General features: G+C 38.7%; 30 protein-coding genes and 1 other annotated feature. Of the genes, 25 read left to right on the top strand and 5 right to left on the bottom strand.

The window, feature by feature from the left end:
* The first annotated feature begins 563 nt into the window (after positions 1 to 563).
* Positions 564 to 787, top strand: a binding site (T-box leader).
* A gap of 271 nt (positions 788 to 1058) precedes the next feature.
* From AC5WOC_RS05675 to AC5WOC_RS05585, 19 genes are all read left to right on the top strand, one after another.
* Positions 1059 to 2348 carry a bifunctional folylpolyglutamate synthase/dihydrofolate synthase gene (locus tag AC5WOC_RS05675; protein ID WP_496054431.1) on the top strand — a complete coding sequence of 430 codons (1290 nt, stop codon included), beginning with the start codon at positions 1059 to 1061 and terminating at the stop codon, positions 2346 to 2348.
* A gap of 18 nt (positions 2349 to 2366) precedes the next feature.
* Positions 2367 to 3761, top strand: a complete 1395-nt coding sequence (murC, locus tag AC5WOC_RS05670) for a UDP-N-acetylmuramate--L-alanine ligase (RefSeq protein ID WP_496054430.1) — start codon at positions 2367 to 2369, stop codon at positions 3759 to 3761.
* Between the two features lie 162 nt (positions 3762 to 3923).
* Complete coding sequence (locus AC5WOC_RS05665) at positions 3924 to 4106, top strand: hypothetical protein (RefSeq protein WP_496054429.1); 183 nt, start codon at positions 3924 to 3926, stop codon at positions 4104 to 4106.
* A 156-nt stretch (positions 4107 to 4262) separates the two neighbouring features.
* Complete coding sequence (locus AC5WOC_RS05660; protein ID WP_496054428.1) at positions 4263 to 4889, top strand: SCO family protein; 627 nt, start codon at positions 4263 to 4265, stop codon at positions 4887 to 4889.
* A gap of 74 nt (positions 4890 to 4963) precedes the next feature.
* Positions 4964 to 5233, top strand: coding sequence for a hypothetical protein (locus AC5WOC_RS05655; RefSeq protein WP_496054427.1), 270 nt, complete (start codon positions 4964 to 4966; stop codon positions 5231 to 5233).
* A 182-nt stretch (positions 5234 to 5415) separates the two neighbouring features.
* Positions 5416 to 5694, top strand: a complete 279-nt coding sequence (locus AC5WOC_RS05650; RefSeq protein WP_496054426.1) for a hypothetical protein — start codon at positions 5416 to 5418, stop codon at positions 5692 to 5694.
* A gap of 158 nt (positions 5695 to 5852) precedes the next feature.
* A complete protein-coding gene (locus AC5WOC_RS05645; RefSeq protein ID WP_496054425.1) occupies positions 5853 to 6500 on the top strand; it encodes a DUF4004 family protein in 648 nt (215 codons plus the stop codon).
* Positions 6493 to 7215: a polymer-forming cytoskeletal protein gene (locus tag AC5WOC_RS05640; RefSeq protein WP_496054424.1), complete on the top strand. Its 723-nt coding sequence runs from the start codon at positions 6493 to 6495 to the stop codon at positions 7213 to 7215. Before AC5WOC_RS05645 ends, AC5WOC_RS05640 begins: the two co-directional genes overlap by 8 nt.
* 14 nt (positions 7216 to 7229) lie before the next feature.
* Positions 7230 to 8765 (top strand): MDR family MFS transporter, encoded by a 1536-nt coding sequence (locus AC5WOC_RS05635; RefSeq protein ID WP_496054423.1) that lies wholly within the window; start codon positions 7230 to 7232, stop codon positions 8763 to 8765.
* An 83-nt stretch (positions 8766 to 8848) separates the two neighbouring features.
* The gene (locus AC5WOC_RS05630; protein ID WP_496054422.1) at positions 8849 to 9523 is read left to right on the top strand and encodes a prepilin peptidase; all 675 of its coding nucleotides are present in this window, start codon (positions 8849 to 8851) and stop codon (positions 9521 to 9523) included.
* 26 nt (positions 9524 to 9549) lie between these two features.
* Positions 9550 to 10563, top strand: coding sequence for an SPOR domain-containing protein (locus AC5WOC_RS05625; protein ID WP_496054421.1), 1014 nt, complete (start codon positions 9550 to 9552; stop codon positions 10561 to 10563).
* 157 nt (positions 10564 to 10720) lie between these two features.
* The gene (locus tag AC5WOC_RS05620) at positions 10721 to 11323 is read left to right on the top strand and encodes a Maf family protein (protein ID WP_496054420.1); all 603 of its coding nucleotides are present in this window, start codon (positions 10721 to 10723) and stop codon (positions 11321 to 11323) included.
* An 11-nt stretch (positions 11324 to 11334) separates the two neighbouring features.
* Positions 11335 to 12018 carry a RadC family protein gene (gene radC / locus AC5WOC_RS05615; RefSeq protein WP_496054419.1) on the top strand — a complete coding sequence of 228 codons (684 nt, stop codon included), beginning with the start codon at positions 11335 to 11337 and terminating at the stop codon, positions 12016 to 12018.
* A gap of 62 nt (positions 12019 to 12080) precedes the next feature.
* On the top strand, positions 12081 to 12761 hold the full coding sequence (locus AC5WOC_RS05610) for a septum site-determining protein MinC (protein WP_496054418.1): 681 nt from the start codon (positions 12081 to 12083) through the stop codon (positions 12759 to 12761).
* Positions 12762 to 12776: 15 nt separating this feature from the next.
* Positions 12777 to 13571, top strand: coding sequence for a septum site-determining protein MinD (minD, locus tag AC5WOC_RS05605; RefSeq protein WP_496054417.1), 795 nt, complete (start codon positions 12777 to 12779; stop codon positions 13569 to 13571).
* A 225-nt stretch (positions 13572 to 13796) separates the two neighbouring features.
* Positions 13797 to 15011 (top strand): ATP-grasp domain-containing protein, encoded by a 1215-nt coding sequence (locus tag AC5WOC_RS05600; RefSeq protein ID WP_496054416.1) that lies wholly within the window; start codon positions 13797 to 13799, stop codon positions 15009 to 15011.
* A gap of 389 nt (positions 15012 to 15400) precedes the next feature.
* On the top strand, positions 15401 to 16135 hold the full coding sequence (locus AC5WOC_RS05595) for a peptidoglycan DD-metalloendopeptidase family protein (protein WP_496054415.1): 735 nt from the start codon (positions 15401 to 15403) through the stop codon (positions 16133 to 16135).
* A gap of 6 nt (positions 16136 to 16141) precedes the next feature.
* Positions 16142 to 16981, top strand: coding sequence for a M50 family metallopeptidase (locus tag AC5WOC_RS05590; RefSeq protein WP_496054414.1), 840 nt, complete (start codon positions 16142 to 16144; stop codon positions 16979 to 16981).
* A 71-nt stretch (positions 16982 to 17052) separates the two neighbouring features.
* Positions 17053 to 17391, top strand: coding sequence for a hypothetical protein (locus AC5WOC_RS05585; RefSeq protein ID WP_496054413.1), 339 nt, complete (start codon positions 17053 to 17055; stop codon positions 17389 to 17391).
* 61 nt (positions 17392 to 17452) lie between these two features.
* On the opposite strand, the gene AC5WOC_RS05580 is transcribed toward AC5WOC_RS05585, so the two are convergent.
* Positions 17453 to 18379 carry a S66 peptidase family protein gene (locus tag AC5WOC_RS05580; protein WP_496054412.1) on the bottom strand — a complete coding sequence of 309 codons (927 nt, stop codon included), beginning with the start codon at positions 18377 to 18379 and terminating at the stop codon, positions 17453 to 17455.
* A 139-nt stretch (positions 18380 to 18518) separates the two neighbouring features.
* Here AC5WOC_RS05580 and AC5WOC_RS05575 point away from each other — a divergent pair, with 139 nt between their 5' ends.
* The 5 genes from AC5WOC_RS05575 to AC5WOC_RS05555 all read left to right on the top strand — a co-directional run bounded on the left by AC5WOC_RS05575 (position 18519) and on the right by AC5WOC_RS05555 (position 22565).
* Positions 18519 to 18995, top strand: a complete 477-nt coding sequence (locus AC5WOC_RS05575; protein ID WP_496054411.1) for a hypothetical protein — start codon at positions 18519 to 18521, stop codon at positions 18993 to 18995.
* A gap of 285 nt (positions 18996 to 19280) precedes the next feature.
* Positions 19281 to 19760: a hypothetical protein gene (locus tag AC5WOC_RS05570; RefSeq protein ID WP_496054410.1), complete on the top strand. Its 480-nt coding sequence runs from the start codon at positions 19281 to 19283 to the stop codon at positions 19758 to 19760.
* Positions 19761 to 19967: 207 nt separating this feature from the next.
* Complete coding sequence (locus AC5WOC_RS05565; protein WP_496054409.1) at positions 19968 to 20669, top strand: hypothetical protein; 702 nt, start codon at positions 19968 to 19970, stop codon at positions 20667 to 20669.
* A 191-nt stretch (positions 20670 to 20860) separates the two neighbouring features.
* Positions 20861 to 21379, top strand: a complete 519-nt coding sequence (locus tag AC5WOC_RS05560; RefSeq protein WP_496054408.1) for a GNAT family N-acetyltransferase — start codon at positions 20861 to 20863, stop codon at positions 21377 to 21379.
* 142 nt (positions 21380 to 21521) lie between these two features.
* Complete coding sequence (locus tag AC5WOC_RS05555) at positions 21522 to 22565, top strand: alpha/beta hydrolase (RefSeq protein WP_496054407.1); 1044 nt, start codon at positions 21522 to 21524, stop codon at positions 22563 to 22565.
* A 172-nt stretch (positions 22566 to 22737) separates the two neighbouring features.
* Here the strand turns inward: AC5WOC_RS05555 and AC5WOC_RS05550 are convergent, their stop codons facing one another.
* The 3 genes from AC5WOC_RS05550 to AC5WOC_RS05540 form a co-directional block, all read right to left on the bottom strand.
* Complete coding sequence (locus AC5WOC_RS05550) at positions 22738 to 23037, bottom strand: hypothetical protein (RefSeq protein ID WP_496054406.1); 300 nt, start codon at positions 23035 to 23037, stop codon at positions 22738 to 22740.
* Positions 23038 to 23118: 81 nt separating this feature from the next.
* Positions 23119 to 23898, bottom strand: coding sequence for an SGNH/GDSL hydrolase family protein (locus AC5WOC_RS05545; RefSeq protein ID WP_496054405.1), 780 nt, complete (start codon positions 23896 to 23898; stop codon positions 23119 to 23121).
* 325 nt (positions 23899 to 24223) lie between these two features.
* On the bottom strand, positions 24224 to 24508 hold the full coding sequence (locus tag AC5WOC_RS05540) for a hypothetical protein (RefSeq protein WP_496054404.1): 285 nt from the start codon (positions 24506 to 24508) through the stop codon (positions 24224 to 24226).
* Positions 24509 to 24731: 223 nt separating this feature from the next.
* On the opposite strand from AC5WOC_RS05540, the gene AC5WOC_RS05535 reads away from it, so the two are divergent.
* On the top strand, positions 24732 to 25322 hold the full coding sequence (locus AC5WOC_RS05535) for a GNAT family N-acetyltransferase (RefSeq protein ID WP_496054403.1): 591 nt from the start codon (positions 24732 to 24734) through the stop codon (positions 25320 to 25322).
* Positions 25323 to 25642: 320 nt separating this feature from the next.
* On the opposite strand, the gene AC5WOC_RS05530 is transcribed toward AC5WOC_RS05535, so the two are convergent.
* A complete protein-coding gene (locus tag AC5WOC_RS05530; protein ID WP_496054402.1) occupies positions 25643 to 26185 on the bottom strand; it encodes a DUF1572 family protein in 543 nt (180 codons plus the stop codon).
* Between the last annotated feature and the right edge of the window lie 46 nt (positions 26186 to 26231).

Below are 26231 nucleotides of genomic sequence, written 5' to 3'. Positions count from 1 at the left end.
GAGGCAGCAGTTTAATGGAACTGTTTTTTCGCATCATCTCCAAAAAAAATCATATAATGTAACTTATCTAATCTTATTTTGTTTTATATGTAATAAGATAGAATATACTTAAGTATTATAAGTTATCATTTGTTGATCGTGAATACATATATTAAAATTTTATATGATAAATGGAAAACAAAGTTGTTTTTTTGTTTGAACATGGAATGTTCAACCTTTAGGGTTGAAAGGTAGTATAAAGTATATTACATTGGTTTTTGGGATTTAAAATGTGGAAAAAATCTGCGAAGTGAAATAGAAGAGAAATGAGATATACTCGTAGAAAGAATATATAGGGAGGAGCGATTATTTTGGAAATGGTCAAATCCTTTGCTAAAAAGTTTTATCGAGGCCTATTATTTATTGTTTTACTTGCAATCCTAATGCTTTGTACAATTCTATTCATTACATTTTTAGCTGATCCATCAAGAATGCTTGACACGATTAAAGGTACTTTTGGTATAACTTAAAAAATAATAGGAATAGTTAGTAGCGATTTAGGAGAAAGTTGTATATAATATTAGCTACAAGTGAGGATAGGGAGTAGTAAGCAAATACTTTTATTCAGAGAAGAAAACCCTTCGGCTGTGAGGTTTTCCATAAGAGAATGCTGAATATCACCCTTGAACTGTCTTTCTGAACTTAAGTAGGAAAGACCGGATGACGTCCGTTATCGTGATGAGTGCACATACTTTTAGAAGTTTGTGAACAAAGGTGGTACCGCGAAACCAGTCTTTTCGTCCTTTGAGATGGAAAGGCTTTTTTATTTGCTTAAAAGGAAAGCAGATTATGTCGTACCCCAAAGAGATGGAACAAAGTGGAATGATTTTTGGTTGAAAGAAAATGTATTTTAAACAGGTGAGGTAATATCCAAGTGTAATTTCACCACTAATGCAACAAATAGGACGGAATTAAAAAGTGTACCCTATCTGATAGAGGTAGGCTCTTCTTATTGACTAATAATCATCTACCATGCAAAATGAACAACGAGAAGTTTTACAAAGGGGATGCCAAAGTATATGTTGCAATCAGCAAACGATGTCTGGGATTGGTTAGCTCAACATACACCTGCACAAATTCGCCCGGGCTTAGAAAGGATGGAACATGTTTTAGAAGAACTGGATCATCCTGAAAGGCGATTAAAAGTAATTCATATTGCGGGTACCAATGGCAAAGGTTCCGTTGCCGCCATGTTATCAAGCGTATTACAAGAAGCAGGTTATTCGGTGGGAGTATTCACATCGCCAGAATTAACGCATTGGAGTGATCGAATCAGCTGGAATGGTGAAAATATTCCAGAATCTGAGTTGGTTCGATGGACAAATCATATTCGTCCAATTGTTGAAAAAATGGAAGAACCTCCTACAGAGTTTGAATTTTGGACATTGATTGCTCTTTGTTATTTTGCTTATGAGGCTACACCCTGGTTTGTCATTATGGAAACAGGTCTAGGTGGGCGATTGGATTCGACCAATGTCGTGTATCCGTTGGTCAGTGTGATAACAGAAATTGATCGCGATCATATGGAGTTTTTGGGTTCCACCATTGTGGAAATTGCTGCTGAGAAGGCTGGTATTATTAAAAATGGCGTTCCAGTAGTGACAAGTACGAAAGATGATGAGGGATTAGCAGTTTTAGCAAACGTTGCAAAAGAGCGAAATTGTAAGCTTTATCAATTTGGACAAGATTTTAGTGTTATCCGGACAAAACATGATCGAAATGGACAATCATTTCATTTTAAAAGTAAAATGTTAGAGGCGGATTTACGAATTCAACTCAAAGGACGCCATCAACTTGCAAATGCAGGTGCAGCTATCATGACTATTTCCTTATTATGTCAGCATTATGCAACAGTTGTTGAGCCGGAACAGTTGAAAAGAGGATTAGAAAAAGCTGCATGGCCAGGACGTATGGAAGAAGTAAGTGAAAACCCAATTATTGTGCTTGATGGTGCTCATAATGCATCAGGAGTAAGAGCTTTAGTAGATACGATACAATCCCAATATACATACGAGAAGTTGTTTGTTATTTTTGCCATGATGAAGGAAAAAGAAGCGAAAATGATACAGCCACTTCTTCCGCTTGCCTATCATATTGTAGCTACAGAAGTACCAAACCAGCCTAGAACTAGGACTGCAAATGAATTAAAACAAATCATTCTAGAGCTTAATGCTGATCAAATGGTGCAAGCAATCGCTTCACCACAAGAAGCATTAGCATCTGTTCAAGCGCAAGCAGAACCAAATGACATGATTGTGATTGCAGGTTCACTATATTTAATCGCCCAAATAAGACCATTATTTATGTAGACGTGAAGAGAGGATGGGATGAATTTGACAAAACAGCATGTCCATTTTATCGGTATAGGTGGGTATGGCATGAGTGCTATTGCCCGAGTTCTGCTTGATTTAAATTATGACGTATCTGGTTCTGATGTGGAAAAGAATGCGCTTGTCGAAAAATTGATCAACCGAGGCGCAACGGTGACTATTGGTCATGATGCTGATAATGTAGTAGGAGCAGACAAAATTGTTTATTCCACCAGCATCGCAGCTGATAATGTGGAATTGGTGGAAGCAACAAAAAGAAGAATTCCTACTTTTCACCGTTCAGAGATGCTGGCAGATCTGCTGAACAGTAAAAAAGGCATAGCTGTTGCGGGTGCACATGGAAAAACCACTACTTCGTCTATGCTGGCACAAACATTAGAAATTTGTGAAGTGGATCCAACTTATATTATTGGTGGGGAAATCGTTGGATTAAAAAGCAATGCCAAAGCAGGAAAGAGCGATTATGTTGTAGCTGAAGCAGATGAAAGCGATGGTTCTTTTCTTGCCTATCATCCGCATCTAGCGATTGTCACTAATATTGAGGCCGATCATTTGGAAAATTATGATAATGACTTCGATAAATTGAAGCAGGCATATGTGGAGTTTATTAACCAAGTACGTCCAGAAGGCAAAGCTATTATTGGCTGGGATGATGCGCATGTACGCAGTATTGCTTCTGAACTCACCAGTAATGTGATCACATATGGTATTGATACTCATGCAGATTATATGGCAAAGGAAATTCAACCGGAAGGACATCTAATATCATTTGTTGTGTATCAAGGGGAAGAGCGGTTAGGGAAGGTGACTCTGCAAAAACCTGGACGTCACAATGTATTGAATGCATTAGCGGTTATAGTGGCAAGCCTTTCACTTGGTTTACCTTTTTCGGAAATTGCAGCAGCTCTATACCAATTTCAAGGAGCAAAACGCCGCTTTCAAATTATTGGAGAAGTAAATGATATTTTGGTCATCGATGATTATGCACATCATCCAACAGAAATTGTTGCAACATTAAAAGCAGCGAAAGCCCTTAACCGTAAAATAAGAGTTGTTTTTCAACCACAACGCTATTCACGCACGCATCTGTTAATGAAAGAGTTTAGTGAAGCATTTGGTGAAGCAGATGAAGTGATCATCAATACACTCTACGCGCCAGCAGGAGAAGCTCCTATTCCTGGGGTAAGCGCAGAACATCTGGCTGAATTGATCAAAGTCAATAGTAATCCAAATACTACTTTCCTTGCTGCCCATGCACAAGTTATCGATTATTTGATGACCCATGCAGAAGCTGGCGATGTAGTTTTTACAATGGGTGCAGGTGACATTTGGCGTGTCTCCCATGGACTAGTGGAGGAACTCGTAAATATATCAAAACCTACGAATATTTGATAGAATAATAAATGTACGATACTTTAGTACTTTTCCTACTATCTATCAGAGGAATTAAGATGGACTATACATCCAAAGACTAGAACCTAAAGGTTGCTGTCAAGGATCTTCCAAAGAGTGCTGATATTGATAACGATAAGCAGGTAAAGGGACTCCCGCCTGATGACTGCATTACATGGAAGGCTGACCGCAGGGAGTACACGATTGGAATTGGAAAGCAAGAGGTCACCACAAGCTACATTGAGTTTGATGAAGGTGGTGGCAGGTGGAGATGAAGCTACATTTAAAAAACCTGGTATCTATAAGGTTTTTGAAAGTGGTGTAACATTTCACATTTTCAAGTAGTCTTAGTCTGAGTATACATAATGTTGTATACCCGGATGTTACGATATGCAAGAGACATGTGTACTATTTTGCACATGTCTCTTTTTGATTGAAATTGAGTTCATTTTGATCCTGTGTTATGGTGATTAAGGTTATTTTTCATGGGAGGATCAAAAAATGATACATAAAAACAAATGGATTTGTCTTTTTCTACTTTTTGTTATTAGCCTCACTGCCTGTTCCAAAGCTACTACTAATTCAACTCAACAGCCAACAGAACAAAATGATGTAACTGAACTAAATTGGCAAGTGCCAGCCTTTCAAGCAACAGATCAAGCAAATAAAACCGTTACCAATGATACATTAAAAGGGAAAGTCTGGATCACTCATTTCCTATTCACCCGTTGTCCCAATATATGTCCACCAATGACAGCAAATTTGGCAAAAGTGCAGAGAGCGTTGGACAAAGAAGGCATACCTGCGACGATGGTGTCTTTCACTGTTAATCCAGAGTACGATAAACCAGATATCCTTAAAAAATTTGGTATAGATCATGGAGCAAATCTTTCCAATTGGCATTTCCTCACGGGCTACTCTTTTATCGATGTGCAAAAAATAGCCAAAGATGCATTTAAAGGTCAGATCCAAAAAGTGGAGAGCAATGATCCTAATACCGTGCTGTATAATCATCCATCTCAATTTTATTTGGTTGATCAAACGGGAAAAGTCCGTAAGTTTTATGATGGGCTTAAGCCAGATGTGAAACAGATTGTTTCCGATGTAAAACAAATAGAACAAAAATAAGGAATAAATATTTACTTTCCAACAGCATTCTATTAACCTGAAGATGCATATCTAAGCTCTTATGGGAGGCTCTTGTGGCACAGAACGATTCATTCAGTCGGCTTGATGATCTGTTTCAAGACTTGGAAAGTCAACTGAATATGACAGAGAATCATCGAAGGATGCAGGATGCAGTGGATCAGGTTTTTAATCAAATTATGGATGTTTGCAGTGAGCTGATTGAGAACTCCCAGTCCAGAGAAGGTATTCAGAAAGCGATGCGTCTTCTCGATCAGATTAAACAGATTCGAATCAACGGCTATAAACTGAGTGATTTGGTACAGTTGAGAAATTCTTTGAATTAGAAGCCGTGCTTCCTTGAGTTATATGTGTAAAGTCGAGATAGTGCATATATTGTCGCTATCTCGACCCAAATAATGTATGCTCTTTCTCTTTTAGAGACGAGGTATTTTTTTAAAGAGGGAGTACAGTTAATAAGATCAATGATATAATCATTTTGAAACCCTAACGTTCCTCTGGAGGAATCATGACGGTGAAGGACTTCGAGGACATCCTCGATGACGCCCGGAAGCTGAAGGAAGAGTTCCGGCGGGAGCATGAACAGGAGATCAGGGAGCTTCTCGATCGAGCCAAACGTACCTGCGAAAATCTTCGCGAGCGTTACCAGATCAACCGTGATGTTGAGCTTCTCGACAAGATCATCGAGATTGCTGAGCTAGCGAAGTCAATGGAGCAATCGCTTCTCCTGTACCGCGGTAGCGATGATGGGGACTTCGACCGTATGAAGAGCCTCCTCGAGTATTAGGGCTTGTATTTGGTGCATTAATGTCCCAGATAGCCGAGATATACATGCAAATGTTGTCTCGGCCCCAAATCACAAATTCACCACCAATTCGGTGGTTTTTATTTTCGCTTGATAACAAAACAATGTTATGTTACGTTTACAGCAAAGGAGGAATCGTTATGCCGCAAAATTTGATCTCCAAAAAAGATTTATTGCTGGAAACAGGTATTTCCTATGGGCAATTGTATCGCTGGAAACGCAAAAAACTCATACCAGAAGAATGGTTTATTCGCAAATCTACATTCACTGGACAGGAAACATTCTTTTTAAAGGACAAAGTATTAGAACGTGTGAAACGGATTAAAAACATGAAAGACGATCTTTCGTTAGATGATATGGTAAAGGTATTTTCAGAAGGGACAGAGTCTGTGGCTGTTTCGTTTACTAAGCAAGAATTATTAGAACGAAACATTGTTTCTTCAGTGGTGTTAGAACAATTTGCGCAGCAGATATTGTTAGAGGAAAAAATTCCATTAGGGCAAATTTGTTTGTATTATTTGATCGATAAACTTTTACGTGAAGGAAAGATCAGCAGATCTGAAGGGGAGCTTATTTATCAGACCATTATTCCACATTTGCGAGAAGTACAACAAAGCGATGGTGCTTTTTATTTTACAAGAAAGATGGGAGTTCCTGCTGTAATTGTGATTGTCTCATCAGCAGAAGCGTATTTTGATCAGGAAGTGGGGATTATTGCTAAGTATACGTTTCAGAAGCTGCTTGATGAGGTAGAAGAGAGATTACAAGGAGGGAACACATATGAATAATCTTGTCTTGATGGGTCATGGAACTGCTTCCGGCGGGTTGTATGATCGGGTAAAAGTGAGTGGAGATGTTACAATCACGGGAGATATAGAGTGCAATGAGTTTGTCTGTACTGGTAGGGTGAAAGTGAAAGGAAATATCAAAGCTAAGACGATACGTATTAATGGAGATGCTACATTTGAAGGCTATGTGGTTGCAAATCGAATGAAGATTTATGGACAGTCCTCAGTAGGCGACTATGCACAGATCAAGACTGCTTCTGTCTATGGAGAAGTAAAAGTGAAAGCAAACGCTGCTTTTGACTCACTTAGCCTAAAGGGAGGACTTCAAGTACATGGAGACTGTGAAGCAGAAGATTTTAAAGTACGTGGCATATTTACCATTCAAGGGCTTTTAAATATTGGTACAGCAGATATCGTTCCTTATGGTGACTGCAAAGCGAATGAAATCGGCGGAGAAAGAATAATCGTAAAGAAAGTAAATCGACCTTTTGGTATAATAAAATGGTTTAAATTTTTCTCTCCGTATGAAGCAGAAGTGATTACGGATATGATGGAAGGAGACGATTTAGATTTAACTACAGCTAAAGTGAAAGTATTACGGGGAAATCATGTGAAACTTGGAGAAGCTGCTGTTATCGAGCGGGTAGAATATCGAGATCATTTGGAAAAGCATGAACAAGCAAAGGTAAAAGAAACAGTGAAGGTAACAGCTTGATGGAGGGAAAGTGAATGGTTGCTCAAAATCAGAGCAGAGTGGGATTTGTAGTAGCAGGGCTACTGCTTGGAATATTCATTGCGGCAATGGATAATACCATTGTCGCTACCGCTACAGGAACTATCGTAGCAGATTTGGGTGGATTCGATAAGTTTGTTTGGGTGACATCTGCATATCTCATAACTCAAGTAGCTGGTACACCGATCTTCGGCAAGCTATCGGATATGTATGGTCGAAAGCGATTTTTTGTTTTTGGACTGATTGCTTTTTTGATAGGTAGCATTTTGTGTGGAACTGCGCAGAGTATGGTTCAATTGAGTATTTACCGAGCAGTTCAAGGAATTGGTGCAGGGGCATTAAATCCAATTGCGTTTACAATTATGTTTGACTTATTTCCTCCTGAGAAGAGAGGGAAAATGGCAGGATTTTTTGGAGCTGTTTTTGGTTTGTCAAGTATTTTTGGGCCGTTACTAGGTGCATTGATCACAGATAATTTTAGTTGGCACTGGATTTTCTATATTAATGTCCCTTTAGGCATTATTGCATTATTGTTAATCATTCCATTTTATAAGGAATCTGCGGAAAATACCAAGCAGCGTATTGATTGGTGGGGAGCCTTAACGCTTGTTATTAGTGTTGTATCTTTAATGTTTGCACTGGAACTCGGCGGAAATGAATATGCTTGGAATTCTTTTGTGATTATCGGCTTATTTGTGTCCTTTGTTGTCTTTCTTCTCGTTTTTATTTGGATCGAAACGCAAGTAAAAGAGCCTATCATTAATTTTCAAATGTTCCGCAAGCGATTATTTACTGCCAGTGTTTTGGCGAATTTGTTTTATGGTATTGCTTTCATTGTAGGAACAGTCTACATACCGATATTTGTACAAGGTGTTTTGGGCGGATCTACGACCAATGCAGGTCTGATTTTAATTCCGATGACACTTGGAAGTGTTGTTGGAGCGCAAATTGGTGGATTTCTCATCGCAAAAACAAGCTTTCGCAATATTATGGTGTCATCTTGTATTATTTTTATTGTAGGTGTATTTCTGCTTAGTACCATATCTCCAGATATCTCAAAATCACTATTGACCACATACATGATTATTACTGGTTTCGGTGTAGGCTTTTCCTTTTCCGTATTGGGGCAGTCTGCGATTCAGCCATTTGGTTATCGAGAGAGAGGATCAGCAACTTCTGCGAGTACTTTTTTACGTACATTAGGAATGACCTTAGGAATAACTATTTTTGGTATACTGCAACGTAACTATTTTACGGATAAGATGGCAAATGCGTTTACAGGAGTACAAGGTGCACATTATTCTGCAAATCAAATGTCCGACCCACGAGCGATACTAAATCCAGCATTGCGCGAAAAAATTCCTCCTGTTGTATTAGATAAAATAACTTCTGTATTATCTGCTTCGATTGCCTATACTTTTGCTTGGGCGATTATACCAGCAATACTAGCATTTGTTTGCGTATCATTGATGGGAAAAGAACGAGTGCAAAGAACATCAAATAAATCGGAACCATCTACTAATCCAGGCTGATGGTAAACGAGAAAAAACAACCTTTTCAGAATGGTTGTTTTTTTGATATGATATTTTCAAAAAAATAGAAGAGAATGGTAATTTTGGCATATATCATTTTGCTTATCAGTATAGCACTGGTTTGTTTTTGGATTCCTTTTGTAGGGATAAAGCTTCTTTCTTACCGTGAAATTTCTACGAATATACTTCGGCCTTATTCTGTTTTCTTGTGTCTATTAGGCACCTCGGGTGGAGCGATTGTACTATATGTTCAGCAAACAATGTTGGAGCTGACTATTGGACTTGTTTTTTTATTTCTTCTTTTGCTTATTGGTTGGATTGATTGGTATACGTATTTTATTTTTGATCAGGTAACAATAGGAGGTTCGCTGCTTCTTTTAGTGCTTCTAGGAGTCCAACATTTTCCGAGCTTACTCTATCACGTTGTGGAGAGTATGGTAGTATATTTATTTTTTTATAGTGTTGCAAAATGGACGAAACGAATGGGGCAAGGGGATGCAAAGTTTCTAGCAATGTGTTCGCTGGTTTTAAACTGGCAAGGTATCCTTTTTACTCTATGGCTAGCTTCTATTAGCGGAATTCTATTTGTGTTGTATCTTGCATGGAAAAGAAAGAGCCTGTATTTAAAAGGTAAATTGGCATTTGGTCCACATCTTGCATTAGGGGCCTTTCTCGCTTATGTTATCACTGGTAAATGTGCTCTATTTTTTTCATGCAAAACGGTTCTATCAACTCTACTAGTTCATATACTCTACTAACAAGCAAGGAGAGAAGGTAGAAGCTGATGGAAGTCAATATCGGAAAAAAAGTTCAAAAAAAACCATTACAACCAAAAATAGAAACGAAAAAAATAAGCAGAACAAATCCTATCTCTAAAGAAAGATCAAAGCCTCGAGTGATTCCTTTTCCTATGGATGAAATAGTAGAAAAAAGTAACGAAGTGATCGACTGGGCATCACCTGGAAAAATATTTGGTATGAAAAAGAAAGGGAAACGTCCGCTTGTTCCCATATTCATTTCGATTGCGGGAGCAATTTTAGTAGGAACAGTAATGGGATTTTCAGTTTTGGCTCTATTTTTTTCTGAACATCCAAATGCGAGCAAAACAAATACAATCGATTCACATCTTCCTGCTCCTATCGTAAAGTCGCCCGCAAAAGAGAAAACTTCTAAAAATAAACAGTCTCCTGCAAAACCAGCAATGAGCATTCCTGTTTTGCATATTTCGCTATTGCAAGCGGGAAACTATCAATCAAAAAGTAGTGCTACAAGAGTAGCAGAACAATACCGTACAAAAGGATTTGCCGCTGTAATGTCTGACCAAGCCCCTTATCGTATATATCTTGGTGTTGCTAATAGTAAAACAGATGCAAATCTTTTATCCAAAAGATATCAAGCAAAAGGAATTAAAGTTTATATCAAAGACCAGATTTATGCTGGAAAACAGAAAGAAAACAAAGAGTTGTCTTCTGCTTTAAAACTAGGAAATGAGATTTTTATGAGTTTGCAAGCGGTTTCTGTATCTAGTATAACCACCTCGTCTAATTTTCAGATACCCGCAGATTTGAAAGCAAAACTGCAGTCATTTATGCAAGTAAATCAAAAATCGAGTATGTATCCGCCTGAAATACGAGCAGCGATGGTAGAATTGGAGAGAGGATTGGATCAGGCAGTACAGGGCGCTGAAGAATTATCAAAACATAAAAATGAAACACTCGCTTGGTTTATTCAGGAAGGATTAGTACGGTATGCTGCTGGATACGAGCAACTTCTCTATGTCTTATCGCAAAAACGTTAAACGAGGTTTGCGTGATTTTTTGTGAAAATAATGATAAAATTATTTTATAGAAATACAAGTCTTTGTACCTTGTTTTGTTTTTGCAGGACTTGGGTAAAACTTGTAGAATAGTACAGTACGTATATTCCCATTCTTTTTTATAGGAGGAATTCTCGGCTTGACTCAGCTAATTCTTGCCTCCTCCTCTCCTCGAAGGAAGGAGCTTTTAGAACAATTAGGGCTATCATTTCAAGTTATTCCTAGTTCCGTAGATGAATCAAAGATCGCGCTTACTGAACCTGAACAACTGGTAATGGAGTTGGCACTTCTAAAAGCAAGATCAGCAGTTGCCACCTCTTTTTCGTCTGCTGTAATAATAGGTGCAGATACAATCGTATCCATTGAAGGTGAAATATTAGGAAAACCAACAGATCGGGACCATGCAATGAAAATGTTGAGGCGATTGTCAGGCAAAAAGCATCAAGTTTTTACTGGAATTTCACTTGTAGAATGGCGTAATGGTGAAAGAATACAAATGATTACGGAATATCGGAAAACAGATGTTTGGATGACATCCTTATCAGAAGAAACTATTCGGTGGTATGTTGATACAGGAGAACCGATGGATAAAGCTGGTTCTTATGGCATCCAAGCATTAGGAGCGTGTTTGGTAGATCGGATCGATGGCTGTTATTTTAACGTTGTTGGTTTGTCACTTCCTTTGATAAATCAAATGTTTTCACAACTGGGTTATCACCTCATGACAGATTTCTCTGGATAAAGGAGCGGTGAGTGTTGTTAATTCAGGATCTACCAACAGATGAACGCCCTAGAGAGCGTATGCTGCGATTAGGACAAGCCCATTTGTCTAATGCAGAACTTATCGCATTGTTACTTCGAACAGGGACTGCAGGTGTTTCAGTTACACATTTGGCTGAGCGATTATTGAGTAAGACAGGTGGTCTTCGAGGATTAGCCAATATGAGTTTAAAGGAACTCACCCAATTAAAAGGAATTGGACCAGCAAAAGCAATCCAATTAGTAGCTGGACTAGAGTTAGGTAGAAGAATTACACGTACACTGCCGCAAGAAAAGCAGCGTATGCAAACACCACAAGATGCTGCAGATTTTGTGATGGATGAAATGAGATATTTGACACAAGAACATTTTGTTTGTTTGTATCTGGATACCAAACATTGTGTTATCGAGAAAAAGTGTGTATTTATTGGAAGTCTTGATGCTTCTGTTGTTCATCCGCGTGAAGTTTTACGCGCTGCAATCCTTGCAAGTGCTTCTGCATTTATATGCATACATAATCATCCAAGTGGAGATCCTTCCCCCAGCCGAGAAGATATTGAGGTGACAGAACTCCTTTATCAAGCTTCAATGACAGTTGGGATAGATTTATTGGATCATATTATTATTGGTGATCAACGCTTTATTAGTTTAAAAGAGCGGGGTTTTTTTCCTCTATAATTACAATCAGGAAGGAAAACGGTAGGGTATAGCGAAAGAAATAAGGAGATGGGGTGAGCTAGATGGCAAAGGTAGTAAAACCAAGTGTATTGATCAAAGGTACCAAAGATGGACTTCTTTTCTTTTTAGATGATAACCTCCCCTTTTCCGTAGTGCTTAATGAATTAAAACATAAATTACTGCATGAAAACGCATCCCATATTTGGAATGGTCCTGATATGCGAGTACAGGTGAAATTAGGAAAAAGGCAGATTACTAGACGTGAAGAACAAGATATGCGTGATATATTTGCGGCCCGTAAAAATTTACATGTTCATACACTAGAGTCCGATGGTATTCCTTATTTAATAGATGCTCCTCGAAAAATGGAAATGTTGACTGGGACGGTTCGTTCCGGACAAGTACTATCGCACTATGGAGATTTGTTACTTCTGGGTGATGTAAATCCAGGCGGGTGTGTTCAATCAACTGGCAATATTTTTATATTAGGAGCACTTCGAGGATTGGCTCATGCAGGAAGTGATGGAGACGAATCCGTAATCATCGCAGCATCGATATTTCGACCAACACAATTACGTATTCATAATATTATTTCCCGTCCACCGGATGAGTGGAAAGAATCTGAAAATCATATGCGTTTTGCTTATATTGTTAAAGACCAGATCGCAGTAGATAAAATGAGTCATCTCAGTCATATTCGTCCCGAAATGGAATGGAAAGAGCTCAGTAGAAGATTCGGCTAGGGAGGAGGACCAGTAATGGGAGAAAGCATTGTTGTAACATCTGGAAAAGGAGGAGTAGGAAAAACTACTACTTCCGCTAACATAGGCACTGCATTGGCGCTGATAGGAAAAAAAGTATGCTTAATAGACACAGATATTGGTCTGCGAAACCTAGATGTATTGATGGGGTTAGAGAATCGAATTGTTTATGATATTGTGGATGTAATTGAAGAGCAATGTCGAGTTGATCAAGCTTTGATTCGTGACAAAAGATGCGAAGAATTATATTTGTTGCCAGCTGCGCAAACGAAAGATAAAAGTGCAATTAGTTCTAATCAACTTCGTAGACTAATTGCTGAGTTACGAGATCAATTTGATTATATTCTCATTGATTGTCCTGCTGGTATTGAATCAGGTTTTCAACACGCAATTGCTGGAGCAGATAAAGCTATTGTCGTTACGACACCAGAGCACACTGCAGTGCGCGATGCAGATCGAGTTATTGGACTTTTGGAAAAAGAACGAATTGCAACCCCTAAGTTAATTATTAATCGCTTTCGCAAACAGTTAGTAAAAGATGGCGGAATTTTGGACGTGGAGGAAGTTGTCTCTATTCTTTCGGTTGATCTATTAGGAGTAATTCCAGACGATGAACATGTTATTCGAGCCGGTAATGCCGGTGAACCAGCAGTTTGGAACAGTGGATCATTTGCTGGTAAGGCCTACAGAAATGTAGCAAGGCGAATTATGGGTGAGATGGTGCCGTTGCTAGTTCAAGAGAAGGAACCAAATATGTTAGGCAAAATGAAAAAATGGCTTGGATTTGCCTGATCAACCCCGAAAGGGGTTTTTTTGATGGATAAAAATACAAATAGATTTATAGACAATAATTAAGCAAAAAAGTAATATTTTAGGAATTAAAAAGAAAATTCATTCACTATTGCAAATAACTGATTGATTGCTTCAAATAAAAAGATATAATTATATTGGGGGAGGATGGATTGATAGGGGATTTGGAAGAAGATTCCGTAAATGTTAAAAAAAGAGGAGGAACCAATGAGTATCTTAATTTTAAACGCAGTTTCCCATGCAGATTGTCCATACGATGAGTTGTTAGGTGATTTGGGTGAAGATCTGATTTTACTAACAGATCGAAAGTACGTTGATGGTTATCCCAAGCAAAAATATGCCTATATTGAAGCATTTGACTCATACGACGTGAATAGTAACGTTGAACTACGGGCGATAGAACTGTATGAAACCTACCAATACCATACCGTAATTGCTTTAAAAGAAATGGATATCATAAGAGCTGCTAATATTCGGGATTGGTTTGACCTCAATGGACAGCGTTCCGATAGCGCTGAACAATATCGGGATAAAGTGCGTATGAAAGAAGTTGCTGGTGCTGATGGTATACCAGTTACAAAGTTTCGTCGCATTCATTCCTCTTTCGATCTCATCCAATTTGTAAAAGAATACGATTTTCCAGTTGTCGTAAAGCCTGTTACTGGTAGAGGATCGACGGGGACAACTGTACTAGAGAAAAAAGAAGATCTAGAACGATTTTTTGTTCACGGAGTTCCTCTAGAAATTGCAGTAGAAAAGTTTGTCGAGGGTGAAGTCTACCATGTTGATGGGATAGTACAAGAAGGAAAACTGGCTTTCATTAGTGCTTCTAAGTATTATGATGCACCTCTACACTTCCATACTACTGATTATCAAGGGGCTTTTCTACTAACCCCAACAAGTAGTATTGCAGAACGTTTAGTAGAAATGACGAAAAAGTTGATCAACAGCTTAGCCACCCCAGAGTTTACTACTTTCCATGCAGAATGGTTTCACACCCCAGATGATCAAATCGTATTAGTAGAGATTGCAAGCCGAACCGGTGGTGGACGCATAGCACAAATGAATGAGCATGCGTTTGGTGCTAATCTACTAGAAGCTTCTTTGCGTTTGCAGTGTGGACAGACTGTTCCAGTTCCATCACTTGAAAAGCAAAAAAATCCCGATATTCTTGCAGCATGGATGATTTTGCCACCGAAAAAAGGGACATTACTTGCTTTGCCAACCGAACAACCTCCTGAATTTGTTGTAGAATACAAGAGTGTTGGAAAAGTAGGCCAAAACTATAATGACCCTGTCAGTCAGGTAGACCATATTGCTTCTTTTGTAGTCGAAGGATCAAATGAAGATGAATTACAAAAGAGAGCACAAGCTGCTTCGGATTGGTTTCACGGACGCGTTGCTTGGGACTTGACAACATAATAAAGAAGGAGACTAGGTGCTAAACTAGTATCTAGTATCTTTCTTGGTATTAATAGTTGAACGATTCATTATAGTATTTTGTGTTTCTGTCTTTATAATGATTTATTTCGTTGTTGTTTCCCTAAAATTTCCCCCTTACAGCTTGAAAGATAATTCACGGAAAAAAGCAAATTAGAAAAGGCGGCTATTAGGCCGCCTTTTCTAATTTGCTTTTTTTGAGGGGAGTTTTGTTTTCCACCACTTAAGGGATGTCACCCATACTTTATTGAGCCAATCTCTTATTTTTGCCATTTTTTCCTGTCCTCCTTTTGGTTACATAATGAGCATATGAAGGACGTGTTCATCATATGATTGTACAAATTGGTACGAGCATGAAGGGATAGGATAAGATGGCTGATTGGGGATATGAGTTGATTAAAAATAGAGAGAAGAAAATACGTTCTTTAGAGAAGAAATTAGAGGGTAACCGAGGGGCGTTGAAGGAGCCGAGAGAAATAGAATCAGATTTAGAAGATCAAACATTTATGCGATGGAATGAACCAGAAGAAAATGAGAATAAACGGAAAAATGTTTTTCTTATGCAGATGTTAGCCGCTGCTGTGTTATTTTTTATCACTCTTATTGGTACCAGGTATTCATCGACGGAGCAATGGATCACTACCGCTTGGAATCAAAAAATGCCATATGACAAATTAAGTGCTTATTATCAAGAATTAATAGGCAGTCGCCCAACGTTATTACCTGTTTTCCAAAATGAAAAAAATCAATTGGATAAATGGGCAGCACCAGTGCAAGGAAAAGTTGTTTTAACTTTTAATGAGCAACGAAAAGGAGTAGTAGTGCAATTATCCAAAAATGTACCAGTATTAGCTGCAAAAAGTGGAGTGATAGCATTTGTAGGTAACAAACCTGGGATAGGACAAACCGTCATCGTTCGTCATCCTGATGGAAAAGAGACATGGTATGGATTGCTAGGAAAAGTAAATTTAAATATAAATAAACAAGTAAAAAAAGGGCAAGTGATTGGACAAGTGACTGCTAGAAGTAATCAATATTTTGTATATGTGGCACTGCAAGAAAAAGGGCAGTTTGTCGACCCTACAGGAATTATTCCATTTCGGTAATGCATGATGACGAAATTCCAGCGATTTCGACTGCATCCAACCTTTTGGTTACTTGTTGTGATTTCTGTATGGACGGGACATTTTTTAGAGATTATTACCCTTTTTATATTGGTTCTCATTCATGAACTGGGACATGTTGTAGCAGCATGGTCATATGGTTGGAGAATTCAGTCGGTTGAACTCTTACCAATAGGTGGTGTAGCAAAAACGGATGAATGGGGAACTGTTCCAGCAAAAGAGGAAATTGTGGTAGCTTTAGCTGGTCCTTTTCATCATATTTGGATGATTCTGTTTAGTCTACTCGCATTTCATTTTGGATGGTGGAGTGAAGCTTGGACAACTTATTTTATTCAAGGCAATCTCTTTATTGCATTATTTAACTTGGTTCCAATTTATCCACTAGATGGGGGCAGAGTGTTACAAGCAATTCTTAGTTATGTTTTACCATATCGTTTTTGTATCCATCTTACCTACTGGATCAGTATCATTTTATCCATTATTTTAATTGCGCTTGGCTTTGTATCTTCTTTTCCGCTTTTTACGATTGCTCTTTTTCTGCTAATGACAAATATTAAACATTTACGATCACACCATTTGCAATACCTTCGTTTTTTACTATACCGTCACCATAATGGTGTATCTTATGATGTTCCCATACGAAAGGTAGAGCTGCAAACACCAATTCAAACATCTATTGTTATTCGAAATTGGTATAAAGAGTACTATCATGTATTCGAAATATTGGATCAATCTGGTAAATCTCTTGGCTTTATTCCAGAAGAAAAGATATTAAAAAAATATTTTGAAGAAGGAACCATTGGAAAAATACAAGATCTTGTCAGTTGATGTAATTTGCAGACTTTTCAATCTTCCGTTACAATAAAAAAAGTGGTCCGTATACAACCTAGGAATGAGAAATGGGAAAAATCGTAGATGCCACTTTACGAGTACAGGTTGCATACGAAGCAGCGTACTTGGAGAAGGTATTTGAAGTTGGTCATGGAGAAGCTGCAATCGCAGCAGACAGAGCAACAAGAGAGCTGAGAAATGCTCTGTCGGATTTCCTCGGCAAGTCGGTAATTTTGCGAGTCGAGATTTCTTATTCTCTAAAACCTGATCGTAATTGCGGGAAACTTTACCAAGCAGCTTCTGAATTGGAAAAGACAAATGCAACCACATTTCAGGACGCTCTTAAAAAGTTTCTTCTACTGCTGAAGCTAGCAATGGGAGCAGAGTCTGTTGTTCCTATTTGGTAGTTTTCGAAAAACGAAAAGCTCAGGATAACAAACTGATTATCCTGAGTGGGAAAATAGTATATTAATATAGATGAGTCTCTGGAAAAAAGATGCAGGTGCAGTTGGTTGCATCCATTTTAACTGGAGCACCAATGATAAATGCTTCATTTGGCAGAGAATGCCCAGCAGGAAATCCCATATATGCAGGTTTACACAGATGCAGCACGTGTTCATACAAAACAGTCGAAAGGGGAATGCTGGGTTTATTTTCTGGTGCTTTGCAATCGGTAAAATCACCAAAAATAATTCCCGTTGCATCCTGTAGTTTTCCAGCGAGTCGAAGTTGTGTCAGCATTCGATCCACACGATAAGGATTTTCTCCTACTTCTTCGATAAACAAAATACACCCAGTGGTATTGATTTCATATGGTGTTCCAAGCGACGCCACTAATAAAGTCAAGTTTCCACCTATTATCGGTCCTGTTGCTTCTCCTGGAAAAAGGCACTGGGCTTTTTTTGACTTTGGAAAAAAATAAGATTCGGTGGAATGAGATAGAAGATGCCATAATCTTGACCACCATGCAGATGGATAAGATGCAGGCAGCTCAGCGAGCATCGGACCATGGATTCCGACTACTCCGGTTTTTTGATAAATTGCGTTTAAAAGTGTTGTAATATCACTATATCCAATCAACCATTTTGGATGATGGTAAATAAGATCATAGTCGATTTGATCCACGATTCGAAGTGAGCCATAACCTCCCCGCAAGCAAAAAATAGCGTCAATGGCAGGATCAGCAAACATTTGATGCAAATCAGTCAGACGGTCTTGATCAGAGCCTGCCAAAAAACCATATTGATCAAAGATGGCATTTCCCAGTACAGGTGTATAACCAGCTTCACTTAACAGCTCGATAGCTTCCATTGTTGTCGAAGGATCGACGGAGCTAGCAGGAGCAATGATGCCAATTTGTGCTCCTGGGTATACCGCTTTTGGAATTCGCATCATAGCTTTTCTCACCTCGATAAGTATCAACGTGTACTTATAACAATTGTACAGGAAATGTTTGAAATTATCCTTTTGCTTTGATATTCATTTCAATTTAAAATAGAACCAAGGCGACTATGCCGATGAAAAAGGATGGTCTATGAGCGAGCTGGCTGCATTCATAAAAGACAACGTTCCTCGTAATTTTAATGTGGGCGGAAAAAAGGAGACTGCAGCGATTAACGGTCTCTGTCAGAGACTGTCTCAGATGACTGGCCGACCGATCCGAATTCACACTGGTAATCCTTCAGCAAGTGTGGTGCAGCTGCTTGCAGCATTTGAACCACTGCTATTGAAGTCGAGAGATGAAGTGGGAGCGAGGACTATCATTATCGCTGGTCGTAATCATGTGAAAGCAAGCCAACTGGCTGATGCGATGAAAAACAACAAGAGGGTGTACGATCGCCTTCGGATTTTCGCGCCAATTGGAGGTACAAACGGAACCATCGGAAATGCGATTACAAATCTGGAACAGGCTTGCCAGAAGCGTAATAAGGCGGAGATCGAAGCAGCTCTGATGGCATTCCAACTCTATCTCGCTAGGCTATGTGAAACAATATTTGTATTTGTTCTGTAGTTCGGCGATGTGCAGGGAGATGTGTTTCTCCCTGCACCACATTTCCTTTATAGATTTGCGAGTGAGAAAACCCACAACTTGAATCGTGGGATGAAAGCGAATGTTTGAAGTAGGGATTATTTTTGATTTCAGGAGTCAGATTATTCTCTAAATAAAAAACGTTTCCTATACTCCCCTAGCAATAGCGGGTTTCTTTTATCTACAATAAATAATTTTTGAAAATAACAGACGATATTGTTTACAATGAATTTGTAGGCAGTCCTACCATAGAGAAAAGGAAGACAGATGGGAAACCTGAAAGAAGCAGTAGTAAGTTTGCCAGATGATTTTGATGTCAATAATCCAGAACATATGGTGCGACTTGAACAAGTAGCTGCTAGTCTTCACAACATCCTGGATGGTCAGATTCGTATCCTAGTCAGCAATTTATCCTCAGTCGATGAGATGGTTGGTGACATAGGCCCTAAGATGATTAAGATCTTGGAGATACCGACGTTTATTTCGATTGCTGATCCTGCTGACCAGCAATTGGCCGATCAACTTTCACAGGGATTGAAGAAGTACCCGCGACTGCGAAAAACGCGGAAAGCAGTTGCGATTGGTCGAGTTACAATGAAGTTGGGGGAATCGATCAGCCACTTGCAGGGAACACGTCGTGAGTTCCTAAAGGGAAAGAAGACTCAAGAAGATGTATTGCGTGCACTTCTGCATTTTCAGTGCAATCTGGCTGCTAAGCTGAATAAAATGGTGATTTTCATTCTGTAGCCTTTTGTCTATTGTGCGGTGAAGTAGAGATATCTATTTCACCGCACAATTGATTTTATTCTAAAATGTAGAAATGATATATTTTATTAAAATAAAATTCAAGGAAAGGACATGAATAGTATCTTTCAAAAATAAAATTATCTATTAAAATAAATATATCTTCATTAAACAACTATGAATATTCAAAGAGAAGGGGAAATTTGCAAAATGTTCAAAAAAGTCGTTTCTGGAGCATTTGCTGCTACCATGGTGATTGCCTTACCAACAATGGCTCTAGCATGTAACTGGGGAGCTCAAGTGAGTGGAGACTGCAAAAAGCTGGATGTTTCCATTCAAGTCGAGCGTGGAAATAGTGAAAAAGCTGGTCACTACGAGTTGTACTGGTCCAAAGATGGTAATCCAAAACAAGGGGAAAAAATCGCTACTGGTGAGATCCCGGCTTTGAAAAAAGGGGAAGTACATAATCTATCCTATGATGTTTCCAAAAATGACAATGGAAAAGAAGGCCACTATATCTATCATTTGATTGAACCAGCAGGATCCATTTGGAGTAAAGAGATTGTAGTAAACAATTGTACGGAAACTCCACCAGCTACCGACAATGGAGGAACAACCACACCTCCAGCAACTGATAATGGTGGAACAACCACTCCGCCTGCTAGTGATAACGGTGGAACAACTACTCCACCAGTAACTGATAATGGCGGAACGACTACCCCTCCAGCAGCAAATAGTGGTGGAACAACCACCTTACCAGCAACTGACAATGGCGGTAAAACACCAGTTGTAACCAAACCAAATGGTGGAACGATGCCGAAAACAGCTAATAGTTACCCAACTGCGATTGTACTTGGTGCTGCTTTGATCGCTGGCGGTGCGCTTTCTTTACGAATTCAAAAACAAAACTAATAGATGAAAAGAAAAGTGACTTGACAGGCACTTTTCTTTTTTTTGTGCAATTTTCATGTTGATGGATTTGGTAAAATTAAATAAACGTTAGAAACAGAGGTTATGATGCATGGATAAATATTTTTTTTATTAAGTTCGAGCACCTCCCATCCATTCAATGCTTTCATTAATTTCTACTAGGAGGAAGAAAGATGGACGTATGTATTAGAGAATGGATGGATGGAGACCAAAATAAAGCGAAAATGCTCGACGGGAGTTTTTTAGTTGATTCGATACTAGAGCTATCTGTCACGAATCAACAAATAAGCTATACGATAAAACCAGTCAAGCCTTATATAAAAAATTATCGAGATGATGAAGAAGATGATCCTAGTAATACAAAATTTATAGCGCTGTTAGCAGACCAAGTGGTAGGAGAGATTGTAGTAAAAAGAAATTGGAATGAGTTTGCCTATGTAGAAAATATCAGAGTCGATAAGCATTTCAGACATCAAGCTATTGGCAAAAAACTGATAGATAGAGCAAAGAAGTGGGCAAGGGAACATAAATTGTTTGGACTCATGTTAGAAACACAGACAAATAATGTTCCTGCATGTAAGTTTTATGAGCGATGTGGATTTCAAATTGGCGGTTTTGATTTTTATCTATACAAGGGGATAGAGGAGCATCAGCAGGAAACCGCGATTTATTGGTACTACATTTTAAAATAAAAGCAGAAAAAAGGTAAAAATCTCGGTCATTTTGATCGAGATTTTTTATTGTAAAAAAAGCAAATAGTAGAATAGCAAATATTATGATATAAATTGAATTATCTTTTCATGTATTTATCCATATAGGAGGTAGGGAAGAATTATGTATTTAGCTGTCTATCGTCCTCTGTCTATCATTTGGGTTTTATTTTTGTCTATATCTATCTTGTTTCAACCATCTCTTAGTTTCGCAGCTACGTCTACTACGAAACAATGTATCAGTCACTCTTTTCCGGTGGCTTTAGAACAAGGGCAGCCAGCATCTTATCAAGTGACAGGGAACCTGTGCAGCCAAGGAGATCCATCTGGAAAAACCATTCATGTATTAGTCCCTGGATTTACACTGAAAGGTACCTATTGGGATTTTCCATACCAACCAGAGACCTATTCTTATGTGAATGCTGTGAGTCAATCAGGTTACGCAACCTTGAGTCTAGATCGGTTGGGAACAGGGAAAAGCAGTATACCGCCTGCTGATGAAATAACGGTTGATCGCCATGCTTATATAGTTTATCAAGTTATTCAACAATTGCGTGCTGGAGATGTGGAAGGTTATCAGTTTCCAAAAGTCGTATTAGTCGGTCACTCCCTTGGTTCGATCATTTCTGTCGTAGAAGCCGCGAAATTTGGGAAAATAGATGGACTGATCCTTACCGGCCTGCTTCATACCTTTAATACGGATGTATTGAACTTAATAACAGGTACAGTGCCAGCAGACCAAGACCCAGTGTTTAAAGATGCAAACTTACCTCCGGGTTATTTATCTCTTTTGAAAAAAACGAGACAATTCTTTTACAACCCCGATGATACGGACCCGAATATATATGATGTTGATGATCTTACCAAAGCTACAGGTGTTGCGAATGAAGATAACATGGTCAGTTTACTTTCAGCTATAACCATCTCTCCGACGATACAAGTCCCTGTCTACTTAGTAATGGGGTCCAAAGACGTATTCTTTTGTAATATCGCATTGTCTTGTGCTAATAAAACAGCAATTCTTTTGCGGGAAAGGGCTTTTTATACAGGGGATTTGGATGCATATGTCCTTCCAGATGCTGGTCATAATCTCAACTACCAACGCAACACAACGGATTATTATCAAGCCGTGATCGATTGGTCGAATAAACATGTAGGAACGCAGTAAGAAGATTTTTTTCAGAAAACGGTAAACTTAGAGACATGACAACTTAGCAGGTTATATCCATAGGAAATGAATTTGAAATAGATTTGAAATGGAAGTAAAAAATATGGAAGAAGAACAACTTTATAAAAAAACATGCCCCCAAGTACGAGAGTATCTGGGGGTTTTTACGAGTCTAATGGGAGAAACAAACTTCACTCATGGAGTTATTCTCAAATACCATGCCTTCCACTTCGGCGGATTCACATGGCCGTAACCGTTTAGCCAAAAATTCACGTTCTCTATTTTCTTGCTTTACCAAACGATAGACATCCAGAATCCTTTGCTCCGAGGGACCGATATGAGACTGGAACGGGAGAACTTCGTACCATCGAATGACGAGGTGGTGTCCTTCTGAGATGGAGATTCTCTTGTGGTTTAAACCAGATTGAAAATCATCATCTTCAAGGATAATCAGATTTCCCAACTTTTCCATGGTGTACTCCATTTAATCTGTAAATGTTACAGGTAATATATAACAATATATTTTCCAATTCGTCAACACGAAGTGAGTAGATTAATGTTGTGTTTTTATCATTTTATGAAGGATTTGTTCACCTAAATCTGCTAAAACTTGTTGCCCTTCTATCGTTGGATGAACATCATTTTGGGCTAAACGCACAAGCGTGAATTGTTTTTCATCAAAAGCTCCATGTGCATCAGCGACAGGAAGATGAAAATTTAACCCGTTAGTAGCAATGATTGTATTGAGTAATTGAATCATTGACTCTGATATCGGGTGCAAATAAACAAATGAAGATGGAAATGGATTATAAAGATTATACAGCACAATTTTTGCCGAAGGAGCAAGCTGTTTTATCGTTTGCAGGATTACAGGTAAGTTCACTGCATATTGTTGGATTGCCTGTTGGAAGCCCAATTGCTGCTCAGGAGTCAATTGAATTGGTTTTTGTGCATTTTCTGGGTTTAACAATCCATATTGGGAAGCGAGTTTTAATATATCGTTACTCCCGATATTTAATGTAATCACTTTTGCATGTTTCACTGCCGTTCGAAACCTGTCCGTTTGCAAAGCTTGTAACAAATCATCGGATGTCCAGCCAGGAACTCCTAAATTTTCAACGTTTTTATTTAACTGAGATCCAATTAGATAAGGAAAAGCATATTTCGATGGTGAATCATTGTTTTCTCCTAAATTATACCCAAATGTAATGGAATCACCGAGTGCCACAAGTGTCGAATGCTTTGTTTTCTGAGGTGTAGCAAAAGATGAATTTGGTAAAATAAAGGCACATATCAGGGTAAGAGTAAATAGAAGCGTTATGATTTTTTTCATGTAAACAACCCCTCGATGTCTATATTTTGCAACTATAACAATCATATTATAAGGGATTCTATATTGGTATGAATTTATTTATAAAAGTCTTAACAACCATTTCCGTTTATTAAAGCGATGCCGCTTAAAAGATCATGGATTAAAGGATATCTTCCTTTGACTCAGGAGATTTAAAGAATAGAAAAAGTGTTGATTATGATAAATCACTTGTTGGAAAGTACTGCATGTACTTAATGTACTTTTTTAAATGACTCGGCGGACCGCTTGATCAATTATTCATTGATTAAGCGGTCCGCCGTTTAACCCGTGCTTTGAAGGTAGACGATCAGTAGCCGTATGCAGTCCGAAGGAGCCGATTGAGCGTACGGTCGATCGCGTTCTGTGTCTGGAATTCTGAGGTCTCGCGGATTTGCGGGTACCCACGCCGCTTGGACTCTGTGTCGTAGGCCTTCTTGACTGCTTCGTAGATCTTCCCGCCGGGAACGAGCTGCTCGGAAATCAAGATCCCCTTGGCAACGTAATCCTCGATGATCGTTTCGGCAGCCTCTCCGGCTACATTGGCGATCGGGACTTCGTCGTCGGACTTGTTTAGAGCTTCGGTCGTGGTCATCTTGACCTCCAAAGTCGGTTCAGATTCATCTTAATTTTATTTTAGTATTATCAATCAGAAAATTCAAGAAACAAGTTTCCAGAAGAGAATACCTCTCTAAAATGATCTTTCAAGAAATAGTGAGAAACGAAAAAAGCATCTATACTATTAACCTGCAAAGTTTTTTAACTTTGTGTTATAATCTTTTTGCAGAAAATTCCCACTCCAAACAAAGGAATTACCAGTGAACAAGCTCAACCTTCCCACGGCTGAACAGTTCTTGAATGGAAGCCTTGTCCTCCACACTAATAACGGCTATAGCCTTGTTCCATATTCACTCAACCGGGTTGCCGAGTTTTACCATGCTTTAGGGCATGAGGAACTCTGGTATCCTTACTACCTGGGTAATGCAGTCATTAACAGTAGCAAAAGGGCAAAAGCTCATATCGAAGGTAAGATCAATGCGTGTTGGAAGGGCAGTCTTCTCCCATGGCTGATCGTCAATGAGAACGATCAGATCGCGGGTATCATCTCGCTCACGGATATCTCTTATTTTCATTATCATGCGACCATCAGTCGTATTGCCGTCAGTCCCCGTTTTCAGAAGAAGGGAATCGCTAGTGCTGCGGTATACACAGTGATGAAGTGGGCCTTTGAGGAGGCTGGATTTCACCGGCTGGAGGCGGATATTTCCACGAAGAACCATGCATCTCTTCGTTGTTTTGAGAAGATGGGATTTGTACGTGAAGGCGTTCGCAAGGAGTACATGTGGTGTGCTGATGGTTGGCACGACATGACGGTCTACGCAATGAGGAAGAGCATGTTTACTGCGTAATTTTCATAAGGAGTGACCTCCCTCTTCAGATCCTTACATCTGAAGAGGGAGGTGCAAAAAATACAATCATTCTATTTAGATTCATATAAATGATCCAATGACATGATTTTCATTACTAGTTCACTTGAAATTTAACAAAAAAGAACTGCATCTGATTGTTAGTTTGTATCTAACATTCAGGTGCAGTTTTCTTCTATAAAATAGTGAGATAGCTATTCTTACCAGCTGTATGAATATAAATTTCAGGTTGTTTATTCTTCCATCTATATATTCTTGAATATTCTAGGTACCACAATTATCACTGTTAAGAGGCTCATAGGTTATTTTTTGTTTTCGTTCTGATTTAATTTCGCTTTTAAATATTGTTGTGACTGTCCTCTTGCTATACTCAATGTACTCCAATCTTCATTTTTAATGATTTTTCCGATGTAGACAATTTGTCCAACATGATTGGATAAGTGTGCGATTTGCCGCTGTATCGCTTGGATAATGGTATGATCTTCTCCGCGTATTTTCGTTTTCCTTAATATATCTTCAGGAGAGATTTTTTCCAATGCTTGAAATAAAGTTCCCCAGCCCAATTCCCAAGCAGCGATTAATTCTTCTTTGTTATTAAATTCTCCTTCAAACTCCATATCTCGATTGCGGTCGGCTTTTTCGCCATCGCTGATAAATAAATCCATCCATCTGGATCTGCTATTGCCGCTCATATGTTTCACAATAATGGCAATGCTGTTGGATTCAGAAGAAGGTTTCCAATGTAACTCCTCATTGTTTAGCTGTGCAAATGTTTTATCACCAAGAGTCTTCATATCCTGAAAGCTGCGGATCGATGTTTCCAAATAATGCTGCGCGATTTGCAAAGAAAACACCTCATTTTCCCAAAATAAAAAGCGACCAATAATGGGT

Source organism: Shimazuella sp. NTD247 (assembly GCF_059510415.1).
Note: the sequence above shows the minus strand (reverse complement) of the source record. Positions and strands in the feature narration are given on the sequence as shown.